The following is an 18,336-nucleotide window of genomic DNA, read 5'->3' as shown; positions in this document are numbered from 1 at the left end:
TAATACATTCAAAAGTTTTCTCAACAGAAATCCGATACCCGATATGGGATTTCTGATTCACTCTCCATCACGATAAATAAGGATTAAAATCCATGAAAATCGACACTTTATATCAGCCTAAGCTCTCAGCTTCCGGCAAAGTGACTGTCGCCGTGTGCTTTGCATTCCTGGGAAATGCAGCGGTAGCCGCCAATATCGAAGCCATCGGCCAAACTTCGGTACAGCAGCAAAACAATGTCGACATCGTCAACATTGCCGCACCAACGGCCCAAGGTCTTTCTCACAACCAATACAACAAGTACAACGTTTCCCAACACGGCGCCGTTTTGAATAACGCCCTGTCCGCCGGTAAATCCCAACTGGCCGGAAACCTATCTGCCAACAAAAACTTCCAAGGTCAGGCCGCATCTGTGATCTTGAACGAAGTAGTCAGCAAAAACCCTTCCTTGATTTTGGGTCAACAAGAGATCTTCGGTATTGCCGCAGATTATGTTTTGGCAAACCCTAACGGCATTACCCACAACGGCGGCAGCATCCTGAATGCCAACCGCGCATCCTTGGTTGTCGGTACACCAACCGTTTCAGACGGCGCGTTGAAATCTTTCCATATCAGCGACAATGGCAAACAGCTGCAAGTAAACGGCAATTTGAGCGGTAACCGCGTAGTTGACCTGCTCGCGCCGCAAGTTGTGGTCGGCAAATCAGCCAACGTCAATGCCGCTGACGCCATCAACGTTTCTTCAGGCAAAAGCAACTTCGACTACAAAACCGCACAAATCGAAGCCTTAGACGCAGCTTCAAATGCGCCGGTTCTTGACGGCCATATCTTCGGCAGTATGCGCGCCGGTACCATCCGCATCCACGCGACTGACAAACGCGCCAAACAAAACATTCAAAACGCCGCCATTACCGGTACCCGCTACCTGAATATCGACAGCAAAGGCAACCTGAGCATCCAGTCCGCCAACCTGACCGGCGCACAAATGGAATTGTTTGCCCGCGATACCGACATCAAAGGCACGGTTACCAGCCATTCCGCCAACAAATCTTCCAGCGGCAAAGAAGCGCAAAATGTTCAGCACTTCCGTTCAGACCGCAACAAAACGGAAACCTTTACCGCCAGCAATATCAATGCATCCGAGTCATTGACTTTGAACAACAGCGGCAGCCTCAACCTGAGCGCGGCCAACATCAATGCCGGCGCGCTGACCGCCTCTGCCACAGGCAACATCAATTCTAACGCGGTAAAAACCACCAACCGTACAGAATCCGACCACACTCAAAGCAAAGGCCTTTGGTACAACAACAACCTGAGCTCCTCTACTGACGAAAGCCTACATCAAACCAAAATCAATGCCGGCTCTGTCAATATTGCGACCACCGGCAAAGTCCAATTGGACGCAACCGAACTGAACTCGGCTGCTGATGCACGCATTGCCGCCCAACAAGGCATCGTATTGAGCAGCAACAGCGAAACCGACAGCAGCTCGACTTATGTCAGCTTCAAAAACGAAACTGCTGCCCTGAAAACCGGTATCGCTACAAAATCCTCCAAAAACTCTACCGCCCATGAAACCAAAATCTCCGCAGCCGGTGATATCGGTTTGATTTCCGAAGGCGATTTGAGCACTTACGGTGCAAGCATCGCGGCAAACGGCAATGTCGTTACCGATGTCAACAACATCAACTTGGGTACGCAAACCACCATCAACACCAGCAGCCTCGACGACCAGAAAAAATACTGGGGCGGCCTGTTCGGCGGTGAAAGCCAAGTTCAAAACAACCGTACCGAAAACCTGCACGGCAGCAGCATTACTGCCAACTCAAACGTAGTCTTGGGTGCAAAAAACGGCGTCAACGTTTACGGCAGTACCGTCGAAGGCCAAGCCGGTACATTCGTCAGCTCCAAAGCAGGCAATGTCGATATTAAAAACGCCACCAGCACCGACACTTCCGTACAAAGCGCGCGTAAAGGTACGATTTTCAATATCACGACCTCTAAAACCAGCAGCAACAGCAGCATTGAAAAAGTAACCGGTTCCACCCTGGTTTCCAATGCCGACCTGACCGTTGTTTCCAACAAAGACATCAATGTGATCGGCTCTGCATTGTTTGCGGCACAAAAACTGCAACTGGCTTCCGCAGGCGATTTGACCATCGATGCTGCCAAAGCGGTAGAAAACAAACAGGTCAACGAGTATTCCATCAAAGGCTACTCGGGTACCGAAACCAATAAAGAAAACGGCAGCGTGACTGCCAAAGCCGGTATCAAATTCACCGATACCCACACCGATACCCATTCTGTCGGCCTGAGCGGCAGCATTTTGACCGGTAAAAACACCCAGTTGTCTTCCAACTCAAACGTTACCGTCAGCGGCAGCCAAGTCAACGGCGAAGAATCCGTCAACATTTCCGCAGCCAATGACGTCAATGTTGTTGCCTCCAAAGGCAGCAGCACAGTAACCGAATCCGGCCGCGTAACCGATTTGGGCGTATCTGCCACTGCATACGGAAAAAATAACGCCGCAGGCGTCGGCGTATCTGTCGGCATTACCAGCACCAAAACGGATGCAACAACCGTAACGGACACATCCCATGTATCCAACATCAACACCGGCGGCAACACCACCATCACTGCCAACGGCAATATTAATCAAGAAGGTACCGTGATTAATGCGACCGGCAATGTGATTGAGTCTGCCAAAAACGTTACCCATGCGGCGGCACACAGCGGCGCGAAATCCGATGTGAAACAAAACGGCGGCGGTTTAGTCGTTTCTGTTGGCATCAGCACCAACAAAGGCATCGGCGGTGAAATCACTGCTCAAGGTCAAGGCAATTCTTCGACCCACAATGAATCCACTGCAACCGTTACCACCATCAACGCAGGCAATGCCATCGTTTTGGCAAATGACAAAGTGTCTGATGAAGGTACAAAATACGATGTAACCGGTGCGATCAACATTGACGCAGGTTCATACCACAACACTGCCGCCCACAACACCAGCAACAGCAGCAGCAAACAAGGCGGCGCGTCTTTGACTGTCGGCGCATACACCAAAGACGGTTCAAACGTTGATGTGAATGCCAACCTGAACGTCAACTATACTGATGAAAACAAAAAAGAATCTACCGCCGTCAAAGGCGATATGAATGCGACCAATGTTGTCATCAACGCCAAAGACTCTGCTGAAATCGCATCCAACATTACCGCCAACAACAACGTCAACATTACCGCAGGCAACGGCGTAACCTTCACCGAGTCAGCCAATACTGCCTCAAACCAAGGTACAGCCGTTAATGTCGGTATCGGCGCTGGTGCGACAATCAATGTTGAAACCGGTGTGGCCGTTCCTCACGTCAACGGCTCTGTCGGCATCAACAAAACCGATAACGCTTCTTCTACCGCCGCAGGCGCGAATGTAGCGGCCGGCAACGATATTAAAATCAATGCCAACAACGGCGACGTCAACCTGCACGGTACCAACTTGGTATCCAACAACTCCATTGAAGTAGAAGGCAACAAAGTCAATACTTCCGGCGCGATCAGCAGCGTTAACGAAAAAAATCTGACCGTCAATGTCAACGGCAGCTACGCTTCAGGCAAACCAAACGGCGGCATCAACGCCAAAGGTAAAAATGACGCCAACGTAACCAATACGGCAAACGTCATCCAAAGCGACAATGTTGTTATTACTACCGGCTCTCCAACCGGTTTGAGCGTCAACAATACGGCCATCAACGGTAATAATGTTGTGCACTACTATGACAACACTAAAGCTTCTGCGGCGAACCGTTATACCTACCGTCCCCGCCAACCAAGCTACGCCAAACGCCGTTTGCGTTACTAAGATGCGCTATTGAAGTCATTTGAATAGCCATTAAGACATGCCGTCTGAAAACAGAAAGTTTTCAGACGGCATTTTTATCATCAATGCAAAACCACACACTATCTCTGTTATGATAATGCCTCGCTAATACTATTCCGTTCCAACCATGTCTTCCGTCCTACCTTTTGACGCGCTCACACTCTCCATCGACGGCACCAACCTTATCGAAGCTTCTGCCGGTACGGGTAAAACCTACGGCATTGCCGCGCTCTTTACCCGACTGATTGTTTTAGAAAAAAAAGACATCGAGAAAATTCTGGTCGTTACCTTTACCAAAGCGGCGACGGCAGAACTGAAAACCCGTTTGCGCGCGCGTTTGGACGAAGTGTTGCAGGTTTTAAACGAAATCCAAACCTTGGGCGGCAAGCCGGAACATATTTCAGACGGCCTGAACAAATATTACGAAAAAGAGAAGAAATCCCCCGATGACTTTCTCAATCGCTTGATTCCTTTGGCTTTAGGCGAGCAAGACGGACAGGAAAGCTGCCATCGCCTGATTCTCCGCCTCAAAGCCGCGCTGAGCCAGTTTGACAACGCCTCGATTTACACCATCCACGGCTTCTGTCAGCGCGTCTTGCGCGATTACGCGTTTTTGTGCGGCGCGCCTTTGGATGTCGAGCTGTCGGACGACTCACGCGAGAGGCTGCTGATTCCTGCGCAGGACTTTTGGCGGCAGAAAGTGGCAACCGATGCCACATTGGCACAATTGGTTTTTGACCGGAAATGCACGCCCGAAGAAATGCTTGCCGAAATCAAAAGCTACACCGGCCGCCCCTATCTGAAATTCAGACGGCCTGAAGGCGATTTGCAAGAAGCCCAAGCCAAGCTTCAAGAAACATGGGAAAAAATTTGCGGCCAGTTGGAAGACTTGGAAAAAGCGTTTTGGGCAATTTTTCCCAAACTTAACGGCCAAATCTACAAACGAAAAACCTTTGAAAATGTTTTTACCGATTTAAAAACAAACGCCGAATCCAACCGTCTGCCCCGCCTGAGCAAACAAACGCTAGAAAAATTAAGCCTCTTCAGTATCGACACGCTCAACAGCAAACTGAAAAAAGAATATAAAGCCGATGCCGATGCGCCGGAAATTATTCAGCTGCAAGCCTTGGCTAATCTTGGCCGTGATTTGCAGGCAATGAAAAGCGCGGAAGAAGCGGTCTTCGTCTGCCTGCAACTCGACCTCCTTTCCTACATCAACCAATCCATTGCCGAACAAAAAAAATCACGCCGCGAGCGCGTGTTTGACGATTTGCTGCTGGACGTCCATCAGGCATTGACCACCAATGAGCACGGCAACGCATTGGCAAAAGCGGCAGCGGCAAACTGGGAAATCGCGCTGATTGACGAATTCCAAGATACCGACCCGCTGCAATACGAAATTTTCCGCCAAATTTTTATCGAACAAAGCTGCCCGCTGTTTCTCGTCGGCGACCCCAAACAGGCGATTTACAGCTTTCGCGGTGCGGACATTTACGCCTATCTGCAAGCCGCTCAAGATGCGGATAGGCATTACACCCTCACCGTCAACTACCGCAGCCATGCCAAGCTGATCAACGGCATCAGCGCTTTGTTCAAACAAAAAAAACACCCCTTTGTATTGGAAAACATCGATTACAGCGAGGTCTCCGCCAGCCGCGCCGAAAGCCGGCTGTCGCCACACTGCCCTGCTATCCAAGTGCGCTGGATCAATACGGACGACCAAACCGGCAAAGAGATTTTGCGCAGCCGAGCCGCCGAATATTGCGCCGATGAAATTGCCTTTGCGCTCAATGAAGCGGCCGAAGGCCGTCTGAATTTCAAAGGTCGCGCATTGGAATCCGGCGATATTGCCGTTTTGGTCCGTACCAACAACGAAGCGGCGATGATTGCCGGAAAACTGAAACAGCGCCGTATCCAAAGCGTGTTGCTGTCACGCCAGTCCGTTTTCGATTCTGCCGAGGCCGACTCGCTGTCCGCGCTGATCGGCTTTTGGCTCAACCCAAGGCAAACCGACTGGCTGCGCTTTGTCTTGACCGGCGTTTTGTTCGGCTATACCGCCAAAGAGATTTACGAACTCAACCACAACGAACATCAGCTGCTGAAATGGCTGGAGTCGTCTGCCGAGGCCATGGAAAAATGGCGGAAAGGCGGCATTTTTGCCGCCGTACAGCAGTTTGCCGCCCGACATGACATCGAAACACGCCTGCTCAAGGGCGGCAACGAACGCAGCCTGACCAACTACTACCAAATTTTGGAGCTTTTGGCCGAAGAAGACAGCCAAAGCCGCAACCCTGCCGCCCTGCATAAATGGTTAAACGAACAAATCAGCCGCGCGCGCAGCGGCCATTTCCCGTCAGACGTGCAAACCATCCGTCTTGAAAGCGACGAAAAACTGGTCAAAATCGTTACCATGCACGCGTCAAAAGGTTTGCAATATCCTTTGGTTTACTGCCCCTTCGCGTGGGATACCAAAGACAATTCCAAAGAAAACTGGAAAATCCTGCATACTGACAACCACGAAACCGAGCTGCTAGCCAAATCGCAAACCTCGGAAGCAGAACTAAGCCACCTTGCCGACGAAAAGACGGCAGAAGATTTACGCCTGCTCTATGTCGCCCTTACCCGTGCCGAAGAACAGCTCAACATCTACGCCGCCGCCAACAAAAACTGTACGCCGAACAATCCTTTTGCCTATCTGCTCGAAGGTTTGCCAGAGGCCGGCCGCGAAAGCGTCAGCCAAAGCTATCAAAGCGCGACAGACGTTGTGGAAATGCTCAAAACCAACTGGCAACGCTTTATCAAAAATGCGCCCGAAAATACGGAGTTTGCCTTCACGGAAGAAGCCCCGCCGGAAACCGTCTACCAATACAGCCGCCAACAAGACCAAGCTTTGAATGCACAGAGCATTAAACGCCGCGATTTTGACTTTATCCGCCACACCAGCTTTACCGGTTTGAGCAGGCATACCAAGTCAACCGATGAGCAACACGAGCCTTTGCAACCTGCCATCGATCCGGCAGAAAGCGCAGACCGTGCCATGCCGTCTGAAAACCTGCCGTCCCCGCTTTCAGACGGCCTCGATATCCACCATTTTCCCCGCGGCACCAATGCCGGCGTATGTTTGCATGAAATGCTGGAAAAACTCGACTTCGCCGCCTCTGCCGAGAGCCAATCCGAAATAATTGCCGAAGTTTTGCAACGCCACAGCTTTGAAGACAAATGGCTGCCGACGGTAAGTACCATGCTCGACACCTGCCGCCTGACGCCTTTAATCGGCGAGAGTCTGTCGCAGATTCCGCCGAGCCGACGCCTGCCCGAAATGGGGTTCACCCTGTACATGGACGATTTCAAACTGGACGACTTGCGCCGTTGGTTTGCCTCAAGCGAAACAAACCTGCCGCCCGAATGCGTCCAAGCCGCGCAACTGCTTGATTTCCATGATTTACAAGGCTATTTGAACGGCTTTATCGATATGGTTTGCCAAGATTCAGACGGCCATGTCGTTTTAATCGACTACAAATCCAACCATTTGGGCAACGATGCAAGTGCCTACACGCAACAGGCGATGAACGAAGCCGTGGCGCATCATCACTACTACCTGCAAGCCCTGATCTACGCCGTTGCCATCGCGCGCTACTATGCCCTGCGCGGCAAACCCTTGCCCAAAATCGCCATCCGCTACCTCTTCCTGCGCGGCATGGACGGCTCGGATCGAGGCATCTGGAAATGGGACATCGATACCGCCCTGCTTTCCACTTTTGTCGAGCGAAAAACAAATTCTTGATAAATCATTTTGTTAAACCGTCAAAAAGGCCGTCTGAAACGTTTTCAGACGGCCTTTGATTATTTGTGCAAACCGCATTCCTTACTGTCTTTGCTTTCCCACCACCATCGTCCAGCGCGGATATTTTCGCCCAGCTTGACCGGACGCGTGCAGGGTTCGCACCCGATGCTGGGATAGCCTTGATGATACAGCGCATTGAGCGGAACTTGGTGCTCGTGCGCATATGCCCAAACGTCCTGCTCTTCCCAATCGAAAATAGGATTGAATTTGGCGATGTTGCGGCCTGTATCCCGCTCTTCAAAATTCAATTCGCTGCGCGTTTCGGACTGGCTGCGGCGTTGTCCGGTCAGCCATGCGGGGGCGTTGTGCAAAGCGCGGTTGAGCGGTTCGATTTTGCGGATATGGCAGCAACGGCGGCGCAACTCGACGCTGTCGTACATGGCAGTCGTACCGAATTCAGCTTCAAATTCATCGGCGGTTTGCTGGTTGGGATAAAACACTTCCAATTCGGTTTGATAACGCGCATTGGTTTCGGCAATCAGCGCGGCGGTCTCGGGATTGAGTTTGCCCGTATTGAGCGTAATGATGCGGATGGGCAGTTTCAGACGGCAAACGGCATCGGTAATAACCATATCTTCAACCGCAAGGCTGGATGCGAACACGGCTTGCGGATAACGCGCGGCAATGTCTTGCAAACGGCGCTCCAAAGCAGCCGCCAACTCAGGCAGGCGGCGGCGTTCGTCATCGCTGATTTCGGGGATTTTCCAGAATTGTGGGCGGAATAAAGACATGGCTGGTTGTTCCTAATAATTTTCAGACGGCCTGTTGAAACGGCTGTCGATATGGTTATGGAACGATATTGTCCTGCGCCCTATCTTCAAACGGAAAGAATGCTTTTCTATTTCTTTATAACCAAAGCGTCTGCTGCTGGTTTTTCGGCAGCAAATGACTCACGCCGATGCCGATCAAGCGGAAGGCGTCTTCGTGTTGCGGCGGTATGCGTTGCAGCAAAGTATGCGCCGCCTGAAGCAGCGAGGCGCTGTCGGGCAGGACGGAAGAATACGTCAGCGAACGCGTGATAATGCGGAAATCGTGGGTTTTGAGCTTGAGGGTAACGCCTTTGGCTTCGACGTTTTTGCGCTCAATCTGCCGCCAAAGGTCTTCGGCAAGGTGCGGCAAATGGCTTGAAGCCTGCGCCAAAGACAAATCTTCGGGCAAAGTGATTTCGGTTGAGATTTGCAGGCGTTCGCGTTCGGCTTTGACCGGCCGCTCGTCGATACCGCGTGCCAAATCGTAAAGGCGGTAGCCGTAGCGGCCGAAATGGTTTAAAAGTTCACCGCGCTCAAAACGGCGCAAATCGCCGGCAGTCTGCATACCGAGGGCGTTCATTTTTTTCAGCGTAACTTTGCCGACACCGGGAATCTTACCCAACGGCAAGCTCTCCAAAAACGCCATGATTTTGGGTGGCGGCAGCACAAACTGCCCGTTCGGCTTGCGCCAGTCGGACGCGATTTTGGCCAAAAACTTATTGGGCGCAATGCCTGCGGAAGCAGTCAAACCGGTTTCTTCAAAAATTTCGGCGCGAATGCGTTTGGCCACCTCGCTGGCGTACGGGATATTTTTAAAATTTTGAGTAACATCCAAATAGGCTTCGTCCAAAGACAAAGGCTCAATCAAATCGGTATAACGTCGAAACACTGCATGAATCTGCGCCGACACTTGGCGGTACAAATCGAAATGCGGCGGCACAAACACCGCTTGCGGACACAGCCTTTTCGCCGTCGCCACCGACATGGCCGAGTGCAAACCGAATTTGCGCGCTTCATAAGACGCGGCGCAAATGACCGAGCGCGCACCCTCCCACGCCACAACGACGGGCAGCCCTTTTAAGTGCGGCTGCTCGCGCAGTTCTACCGAAGCGTAGAATGCGTCCATATCGATATGGATGATTTTGCGTTGGGACATGGGAAAAGGTGGATAAGGGAAAGGCTTATTGTAACAAAAGGCCGTCTGAAATTTCAGACGGCCTCTATGTTCAAACCTTATTTTTTACCGGAAAGCTGATCAAACAATCCGCCGTCGGCAAAGAATTTTTTCATGATGTCCGACCAAGCGCCGAACTTCTCATTCGGATTGAAGGTTTCAATATCGGGGAAATCGGCTTTGTGTTTGGCCAACACTTCGGCATTGCGCGGACGCAGATAAAGATTGGCGGCCAACTCTTGAGCCGGTTCGCTCCAGAGGTTTTTCAAGTAAGCTTCGGCAGCGGCGCGCGTGCCTTTTTTATCGACTACGCTGTCCACGACGGCAACCGGTGCTTCCGAAATAATGGTGTAGCTCGGATAGACGATTTCAAATTGGTCTTGAGTCAGTTTTTTGCTGACGTAGTTGGCCTCGTTTTCAAAGGTAACCAAGACATCGCCGATATTGCGTTGGCTGAATGTCGTCGTTGCCGCGCGGCCGCCGTTTTCAAACACAGGCGTGTTTTTCAGCAATGCGGCCACAAAATCTTGGGTTTTGCCTTCATCGCCGTTGTTGACTTTCAAGCCGTAGCCGTACGCACCCAAAAAGGCGTAGCGGCCGTTGCCTGTGGTTTTCGGGTTGGCCAAAACGATTTGCACACCGTCTTTGGCCAAATCGCTCCAGTCCTGAATGTGTTTCGGATTGCCTTTGCGCACCAAGAAAACGACGTTACTGGTATAAGGCACGGCATTATCCGGCAGGCGCGTGTTCCAATCGTCTTTAATCAGGCCTTTTTTCACTAAAAGCTCGATATCGGAAGTCTGGTTCATGGTCACCACATCGGCGGCCAAACCGTTGGCCACGGCCAAAGCCTGCTTGCTGGAGCCGCCGTGCGACTGTTGGATTTCAACCGTTGCGCCGCCGTTTTTCGCAGCATATTCTTTGACAAACAAAGGATTGTATTCTTTATAAAAATCTCGTGCGACATCATAAGAGACGTTCAACAGCTTCACATTACCGGCCTTGCCTGCGGAAGCGGCATTGTCGGCAGATTGTTCGGATTTTGGCGAGCAGGCACTCAACGCCAGCGCGGCAGTCAATGCGGCAAAAGAAAGGGTACGGATATTCATGGTCGGCTCCTATTAAAAGTATGGCGATACTTTATCGGGATCGGAGGCAAACGGGAAATAATGTTTGCTTTTGGGTTTATCAGTTTTGGTTATATAAACCGAGGCCGTCTGAAATCAAAAAATAATTACTTATAACTATAAAATCTAAACCATATTATTTACAAAGTTAATAAAAAAGAGTACCGTTCGTATTCGCCGAATCATTAGGCGTTTTGTTCAATAATAGAAAGATGGAGTGTAGAAACGATGAAACAGTGGATGCTTTTAGGATTGCTGGGATTGGGCGCAGCGGCGCAGGCGCACGATGTTTGGGTGGCCGCTCCGGCACATCAGCCTGCCGGCAAAATCCTGCATGCGGATTTGGGTTACAGCCACGACTTCCCCAATGTCGAAAAAATTGCCGATGACCGCGTGCATATTTTCAAACCGCTGCAATTGACCGACAGCTCAAAGAAAACCGTTGATTTGGTGAATAAGGGCGAAAACTATCAATACGTTTCCAAAGCCGCCCTGCCCGCAGGCTCCTACTGGGTCAGCGCGACCTACCAACCGACTTTCTGGTCGAAAAACCAAGACGGCTGGAAACAGCAAACCTTGAAACAGCTGGCCGGTGCCACCTATTGCGAACAATCGCAAATGTTCGGCAAAAGTTTTGTCCAAGTGGGCAACGGCGCAGTCGATGAAGCGGTATTGACCCGCCCTATCGGCCAAGAGCTGGAACTGGTTCCGCTGAAAAATCCGAACGCAGTCAAAGCAGGCGGTATTTTGCCGGTCAAAGTCCTGTACAAAGGCGAGCCTTTGGTTAAAGCCACCGTTACCGCCAGCTCCGACACTTTGGCCGAAATGGACTTGGAATCAACCCATGACCACCGCGAGCCTCAAGGCTTCTCCGGCAAAACCGATAAAAACGGCGTGGTCAATGTGATTACGCTGATTGACGGTTTGTGGAAAATCAAAGTGGTGAACGAGACCGATTACGGCGATAAAAGCGTATGTCAGAAAGACAATACTTACGCGACGCTGATTGTGCCTGTCGGTACCAAACGCGCGGCCGCACGCCATGCCCACCATCATCATTAACAGCCATTAAAAAAGGCCGTCTGAACTTTCAGACGGCCTTTATTTATTCTAATTCATAACCCAAATTTCTAAAAAAACGGGATAATGTTTCCAACTCATCACCATTTAATTGGGCAAAACGGACACGGTTGCAGCCGGTCAAGACCACATTGCCCATCCAGTGCGCCCCAAAGACGTTTTCTAAAGGGACATTCCTCATTCGATTGATAAACGGTGATTCTGAAGAAAATTGCGTCGCAATATTCGGAGGCGCGAATTTCAAACCCAAGTCCTGCAATGTATAACGGTGTTGCGCCGTCAAAAACATATCTTCGTGGTGCAGCCGCACCAGCCATTCCATATCGGCCATTTTTCCGTCTTTCGGCGGCAAAGGCGGCCGGATTTCTACATTTAAGCCCAGTTGCCTCGGCATGGTTAAAAGCCGCTTGCTGCGCAGGCTGAAACCGCCATTCTGCGGCTCGTCCAAATTCGAAGAATTCTGAATCAGATGCTGTTTGGCCAAATATTGGTCGGTCCCCTTCAGGAAAAACTGCCCGTCGGCTTTGGTTTCTAACAAAATCGGCAAAGGTGCGCCGATGTAGTCATATTCCCGATAGGCATCCTGCCAGTTTTGACCGTTCAACACCCAGCCGTCATTCTGAACAATCAAACAATAATCGGTTTCGATGTAATACATCAGTTGGTACAAAACAAACAGATTGTATTCCAAATAACCGAATGGCCGGCAAGGCTGATGTCGGATATTCTCCGGCAAATCTTGCGGACAGCTCGGGCTAATCAGCAATCCACGGCTACCGGGCAATTCGGCACAGCTGCGGATAATGGCATACATCGTGCCCTCGGTATAAGAATCTGCACCGGTAATACCAACCACGGTAATGTCAGCAAAACTCATTATATGTTTCTCCTGTTTCAGACGGCCTTTGAGTTATTTACGACACCTTGTTGCAGATATCTTTCAAACGATACAAGGCATCCAAAGCTTCGCGCGGCGTAAGGTTGTCGGGCTGGATTTGTGCCAACGCTTCGGCCAACTCATCGGTCTGGGCATGGCAAACCGGCTCAATTTCCGGCTCTTCCTCATCTGCCCCATTTTCAGACGGCATGGCGCTGAAAATATCCAACTGCGGACGGTTGGCGGCGGCTTGGGCTTCGAGTTCGTCCAGATGTTTTTGGGCGGCTTTGAGGGCACGGTTGGGCAGGCCGGCGAGTTTGGCGACGGCGATACCGTAGCTTTTGCTGGCGGGACCGGGTTCGATGTGGTGGAGGAAGACGATGTCTTGTCCTTGTTCGAGCGCGGAAAGATGCATATTGACTGCCGTTGCGTGGGCTTCGGGCAGTTTGGTCAGCTCGAAATAGTGGGTGGCGAAGAGGCTAAAGGATTTGTTTTTTTGCAGCAGGTGTTCGGCAATGGCGTGTGCGAGGGCGAGGCCGTCGAAGGTGGAGGTGCCGCGTCCGACTTCGTCCATGAGGACGAGGGATTGGTCGGTGGCGTGGTGGAGGATGTAGGCGGTTTCGCTCATTTCGACCATGAAGGTGGAGCGGTTGGAAGCTAGGTCGTCGGATGCACCGATGCGGGTGAAGATTTGGTCGATGGGTCCGATTTGGGCTGAATCGGCAGGCACGAAGCTGCCGGTGTGCGCCATGAGGACGATGTGGGCGACTTGACGCATGTAGGTGGATTTGCCGCCCATGTTGGGGCCGGTCAGGAGCATGAGGCGGTGTTTGTGGTCGAGGCGGGTGTGGTTGGCGGTGAAGTGGCGCACTTGTTGCTCGACGACGGGATGGCGGCCGTTTTCGATATGGATGACGGGGTAGTCGGCAAACTCTGGACAGACGAAGCCGCGTTCGGCGGCGGTGGCGGCGAAGGTAGAGAGTACGTCCAGCGCAGCGGCGGCTTTGGCGGCTTTTTGAAGCTGCGGCAAGGCCGTCTGAACTTCTTTCAGCAGGGCTTCAAACAGGCGTTTTTCCAGTACCAATGCCTGCTCTTGCGCGGTCAGGACTTTGTCTTCGAAGGTTTTGAGTTCGGGGGTGATGAAGCGTTCGGCGTTTTTCAGGGTCTGGCGGCGTTGGTAGTCGGCGGGGGCTTGTTCGGCCTGGACTTTGGATAGCTCGATGTAGAAGCCGTGGACGCGGTTGAACTCGACTTTGAGGGTGGAGAGGCCGGTGCGTTCGCGTTCGCGCGCTTCGAGGTCGAGCAGGAATTCGTCGCCGTGGTTTTGGATGTGGCGCAACTCGTCGAGTTCTGCGCAATAGCCTTGGTTGATGACGCCGCCGTCTTTGAGCCAGACGGCGGGTTCGGGCATCACGGCGGCTTTGAGGGTTTCGGCGACGGGCAGGGTTTCGGGGAAAACGGCTTTGAGGGTTTCTAAGAGACTGCTGCCCTCGGCAGACAATTCGATTTCGGACAGGGCAAACAGGCTGTCGCGCAGGGCGGCGAGGTCGCGCGGGCGGGCGTTGCCGACGGCGATGCGGGCAGCGATGCGTTCGATGTCCGCGATGTTTTTCAGACGACCTTGCAGGGTTTCGTATTGCGAACCCAGCGCGGCAACGGCTTCTTGGCGGGCGCGGATGTGGGCACGGCTGCGTAAGGGGTGGTGCAGCCAGAGTGCCAAGAGGCGGCTGCCCATGTGGGTGGCGCAGCCGTCGAGTATGGAAAACAGGGTCGGCGATTTTTTGCCGGAGAGGGTTTGCGTGATTTCGAGATTGCGGCGCGTGGCGGCGTCCATGCCGATATATTGGCTGTCGGTTTCGAGCGAAATGCCGTCTAAGTGTTGCGGCATCAGGTTCTGCGTCAGGCGGATGTAGTTCAGCAGCGCACCCGCCGCGCCGATGGCAGCTTCGTGTTCCTTGCCGTCCAAACCGAAGCCGTGCAGGTCTTGGCAGCCGAAATATTCGGTCAACAATTTCGTGCCCGCGTCGGCGGCAAACTGCCACGAGTTCAGGCGCGTGATGTTGGCAGAGGTCGTCTGAAAACCGTCAGGCAGGCTTTTGCCTTCGGGCAACAGGATTTCCGCCGCCTGCAAACGCGCCAGCTCGTCGGCGAGTTTGTCCGCCGTCGTCAGCTTGGTTTTGAATTCGCCGCTTTGTAAAGATGCCCACGCGATGGCGATGTGTTTTTTATCCGCGTTCACCGCCGCGATGCGGTTGGTTTCCTTGTCTTCCAAAAACGCCGCGTCGGTCAGCGTGCCGGGCGTCACGATGCGCACAACTTTGCGTTCCACCGGCCCTTTGCCCGCACCGACTTCACCTATCTGCTCGCATACCGCTACGCTTTTGCCCATCTTCACCAGTCGCGCCAGATATTGCTCCGCCGCGTGAAACGGCACGCCCGCCATCTTAATCGGCACGCCGTCCATCTGCCCGCGGGTGGTCAGGGTGATGTCCAACAGCTTCGCCGCTTCCACCGCGTCATCCAAAAACAGCTCGTAAAAATCGCCCATGCGGTAAAACACCAGCTTGTCGGCGTGTTGCGATTTGATGTCGAGATACTGCTGCATCATCGGGGAAACGGTGGGTTTGGACATGGAAAAGCCTTAGAAACGCAAAAGCGTTATTGTAACAAAAGGCCGTCTGAAAACCTAAATAAGCTTTCAGACGACCTTTTATATATGCCGAATAAGATTAGTCATAAACGAAAATAATGTCCAAGTCTTTCTTCGGCAGGAAATTTTCTTTGACTGCTTGGAAGCGGTTCGGCCCGACTTTGCGCAGGGATTTGTCCCAACAAAGCGAAATCACGGTATTGGGCTCGCGGTCTATGGTCAACGTGAATTTACCGATGGGTTTTGCCCAGTTGGCACCTGTGGTCAAGACATAGCCCAAATGGTGATAGACCTTTTCTTCTTTCACATTTTTAAAGTTGTTGAGGAAGTTTTCATCCATGCAGTACTCATCTATGAATGCTTTGCTGTCTTTGGCTTTGAGCGAAGGTAGGAAGCTGCCGCCGACCAGCGGGGTGTATTGGTGTTTGATTTCGGTTACAGCGTTGGCTTTAAAGGTTTGCTTCCAGCTGTAAATAATCTGCGACGACCAAGATGTCCAGCCCACTATGTTTGATTCGCTGGCTGGAAGCAAGGATTTGATTTTAGGCGAGCTGCAAGTACGAATTTTCTTATTAAGCTTTTCGGCATCTTTGTTTTGTGTCCACGGGTGCATCAACTCCTGATCGCTCAAACCACATTTTTTCAAGTCGGAGGTCACATCCACCAACGAGCCGTTACGCCGTTCAAAATAGGCTCGGACGTGGGCTTGCGGGCGGACAGATTTGCCGTTGACGTAAATGCGGAAGCTGTCCACCAAGCCCTTGGTGTCGGCAAAGTCGGAATCGGTGAAAGCAGGAACAATCGGCAAAGGAAAAAGGACGGTTTCGGTAATGTCTTGCGCTGTAGTATTTTTAAACTTGTAATGTACGCGGATTTGCTTTTCGCTGATGTGCAAATCTTCGCTCTGCATATCGATATGCGGATTTTTCAGATATTTGATGCCGCTTGTGCTGACCGTACCCATACTGTCATTGGCATGAGCAGCCCCAGTCAGCAGAAGGAGCAAGATTAAAGCTTTTTGTTTCATGATTTAACCCCTTTGAAACAGGCCGTCTGAAAAACAGGTTTCAGACGGCCTTTAACAGCAGCTTGGTTTTAAGCCAAAGCCACTTCCAAATTATCAATCAGGCGCGTGGTACCCAAACGGGCGGCGGCAAGCACCACCAATTCTTTATCGCCGACATGAGCCACTGCCAAGCTGTGTGCATGGCGGATTTCAACGTAATCAACCACCCAGCCGGCATCACTCAAACGGCGGATACATTCAGCCTCAAGCTGGGCGTAATCCAGATTGCCGTTTTTCAAGGCGGCGGCAATGTTTTGCAATTCTTGATAGAGGCGGGGCGCTTCTGCGCGCTCTGCTTCGCTCAAATATTGGTTGCGGCTGGAAAGTGCCAGGCCGTCTGAAGCGCGGCCAGTATCGACCGGGACGATTTCGATATTGAAATTTAAGTCTTCGACAAAGCCTTTGATAATTGCCAGCTGCTGATAGTCTTTTTTGCCGAAACAGGCGGTATCGGGTTGAACGATGTTGAACAATTTGGTTACAACGGTCGCAACGCCGCGGAAATGTCCCGGGCGGAATTTGCCGCACAATTCGTTTTGCAGGTGCGGAGGCTCGACATTGAAACGCTGTTCCACATTCGGATACAGCTCTTTTTCATCAGGCGCAAACACGACGGCAACGCCCTCGCCTGCCAATTTGTCGGCATCTTGCTGCAAAGTGCGCGGATATTTGTCGAAATCTTCGCCTTGTCCGAATTGCAGGCGGTTGACAAAAATACTGACTACAACGTTATCGGCACGTTTTTTCGCTTCGCGCACCAGCGCAAGATGGCCTTCGTGCAGATTGCCCATGGTCGGCACAAATGCCACTTTTCCGGCAGTTTTGCGCCACTCGCGCAATTCTTTAATCGTATGAATGATTTGCATGGTTTGAAAAATCCTTTATCTTTTCCGCCGTTTCATCAACGGAAATCACGCGCCGATTATACGCTTTTATTCATTAAAAAGGCCGTCTGAAATAAGTTTCAGACGGCCTAGAGTTTATTTTATCCGGCAAACGTATGTTCGACAGAAGGGAACGTTTTTGCTTTGACTTCGTCCACATAGGCTTTGACCGCAGCTTGAACGCTGTCTTTGCCCTGCATAAAGTTCTTCACGAATTTGGCGGTTTTACCAGGGAAAATGCCGAGCATATCGTGCATCACCAAAACCTGACCGTCGCAATCCACGCCTGCACCAATACCGATGGTCGGGCAAGAAACGGTCTCAGTCACTTTTTTTGCCAATTCCGCAGGAACGCATTCCATCAATACGATTGCCGCACCTGCCGCATCATGCGCTTTAGCGTCGTTGAGCAACGCTTCCGCCTTGTCGCCGCGACCTTGGACTTTATAGCCGCCGAATGCAAACACGGATTGCGGGGTCAGGCCGATATGCGCGCAAACAGGAATGCCGCGCATTTGCAGAAATTCAGTGGTCTCCGCCATCCAGACGCCGCCTTCGAGTTTGACCATATGCGCGCCAGCCGCCATCAATTCGGCCGCCGCCGCAAATGCCTGCTCTTTGCTCTGCTGATACACGCCAAACGGCAAGTCACTGACAATCATGGCATTTTGAGTGCCGCGAGCCACGCATTCAGTGTGGTAGCACATATCCTGCAAGCTCACCGGCAAAGTGGACTGACGACCTTGCACCGCCATGCCCAAAGAATCGCCGACCAGCAATACATCTACGCCGGCATTGTCCATCAGCGCGGCAAAGCTGGATTCATAAGCGGTCAGCATGGCGATTTTCTCGCCCTCTGCTTTCATTTTTTGCAAAGTGTTTACGGTAATCATGGTGTTTTGTGTGTTCCGCCCGACGGGCAGCCCTTTGTTATAAATGGAAACGCGGTATTATAAGGTCTGCTTTTAAAATATCAAAGCATAAGCAAAAAGCCCGACTGCTTTCACAATCGGGCT

11 protein-coding genes are annotated in these 18,336 nt (G+C 51.8%); 3 read left to right on the top strand and 8 right to left on the bottom strand.

Translation table 11 applies throughout. The features are described 5' to 3' along the window. Positions 1-92: 92 nt before the first annotated feature. Together HMPREF2551_RS05235 and recB are read left to right on the top strand one after the other, a co-directional pair. The gene (locus HMPREF2551_RS05235) at positions 93-3,851 is read left to right on the top strand and encodes a hemagglutinin repeat-containing protein (RefSeq protein WP_070837611.1); all 3,759 of its coding nucleotides are present in this window, start codon (positions 93-95) and stop codon (positions 3,849-3,851) included. 145 nt (positions 3,852-3,996) lie between these two features. After that, entirely contained in the window at positions 3,997-7,653 is a 3,657-nt protein-coding gene (gene recB, locus HMPREF2551_RS05230; RefSeq protein WP_070837609.1) for an exodeoxyribonuclease V subunit beta, read from the top strand. Positions 7,654-7,712: 59 nt separating this feature from the next. Here the strand turns inward: recB and HMPREF2551_RS05225 are convergent, their stop codons facing one another. From HMPREF2551_RS05225 to HMPREF2551_RS05215, 3 genes are all read right to left on the bottom strand, one after another. Continuing rightward, complete coding sequence (locus tag HMPREF2551_RS05225; RefSeq protein ID WP_070837607.1) at positions 7,713-8,444, bottom strand: phosphoadenylyl-sulfate reductase; 732 nt, start codon at positions 8,442-8,444, stop codon at positions 7,713-7,715. 115 nt (positions 8,445-8,559) lie between these two features. Further along, a complete protein-coding gene (gene dinB / locus HMPREF2551_RS05220; protein WP_070837605.1) occupies positions 8,560-9,618 on the bottom strand; it encodes a DNA polymerase IV in 1,059 nt (352 codons plus the stop codon). A 77-nt stretch (positions 9,619-9,695) separates the two neighbouring features. After that, a complete protein-coding gene (locus HMPREF2551_RS05215; RefSeq protein ID WP_210400283.1) occupies positions 9,696-10,739 on the bottom strand; it encodes a sulfate ABC transporter substrate-binding protein in 1,044 nt (347 codons plus the stop codon). A gap of 252 nt (positions 10,740-10,991) precedes the next feature. Between HMPREF2551_RS05215 and HMPREF2551_RS05210 the strand changes: the two genes are divergently transcribed. Continuing rightward, positions 10,992-11,825, top strand: a complete 834-nt coding sequence (locus HMPREF2551_RS05210) for a DUF4198 domain-containing protein (protein ID WP_070837601.1) — start codon at positions 10,992-10,994, stop codon at positions 11,823-11,825. Between the two features lie 43 nt (positions 11,826-11,868). Here the strand turns inward: HMPREF2551_RS05210 and HMPREF2551_RS05205 are convergent, their stop codons facing one another. The 5 genes from HMPREF2551_RS05205 to panB all read right to left on the bottom strand — a co-directional run bounded on the left by HMPREF2551_RS05205 (position 11,869) and on the right by panB (position 18,213). Next, positions 11,869-12,720, bottom strand: a complete 852-nt coding sequence (locus HMPREF2551_RS05205) for a DUF5672 family protein (RefSeq protein ID WP_070837599.1) — start codon at positions 12,718-12,720, stop codon at positions 11,869-11,871. A gap of 37 nt (positions 12,721-12,757) precedes the next feature. Then, on the bottom strand, positions 12,758-15,352 hold the full coding sequence (gene mutS / locus HMPREF2551_RS05200) for a DNA mismatch repair protein MutS (protein WP_070837597.1): 2,595 nt from the start codon (positions 15,350-15,352) through the stop codon (positions 12,758-12,760). A gap of 97 nt (positions 15,353-15,449) precedes the next feature. Beyond that, positions 15,450-16,397, bottom strand: a complete 948-nt coding sequence (locus HMPREF2551_RS05195; protein WP_070837595.1) for a DUF4424 family protein — start codon at positions 16,395-16,397, stop codon at positions 15,450-15,452. Between the two features lie 68 nt (positions 16,398-16,465). Beyond that, the gene (gene panC, locus HMPREF2551_RS05190) at positions 16,466-17,302 is read right to left on the bottom strand and encodes a pantoate--beta-alanine ligase (RefSeq protein ID WP_004521071.1); all 837 of its coding nucleotides are present in this window, start codon (positions 17,300-17,302) and stop codon (positions 16,466-16,468) included. A gap of 119 nt (positions 17,303-17,421) precedes the next feature. Further along, the gene (gene panB / locus HMPREF2551_RS05185) at positions 17,422-18,213 is read right to left on the bottom strand and encodes a 3-methyl-2-oxobutanoate hydroxymethyltransferase (RefSeq protein ID WP_070837593.1); all 792 of its coding nucleotides are present in this window, start codon (positions 18,211-18,213) and stop codon (positions 17,422-17,424) included. Between the last annotated feature and the right edge of the window lie 123 nt (positions 18,214-18,336).

The sequence above is a fragment of the Neisseria sp. HMSC066H01 genome, from assembly GCF_001837375.1.
Taxonomy (GTDB): domain Bacteria; phylum Pseudomonadota; class Gammaproteobacteria; order Burkholderiales; family Neisseriaceae; genus Neisseria.
The sequence above is the reverse complement of the archived record's forward strand: the minus strand, read 5'-3'. Positions and strand labels throughout refer to the sequence as shown.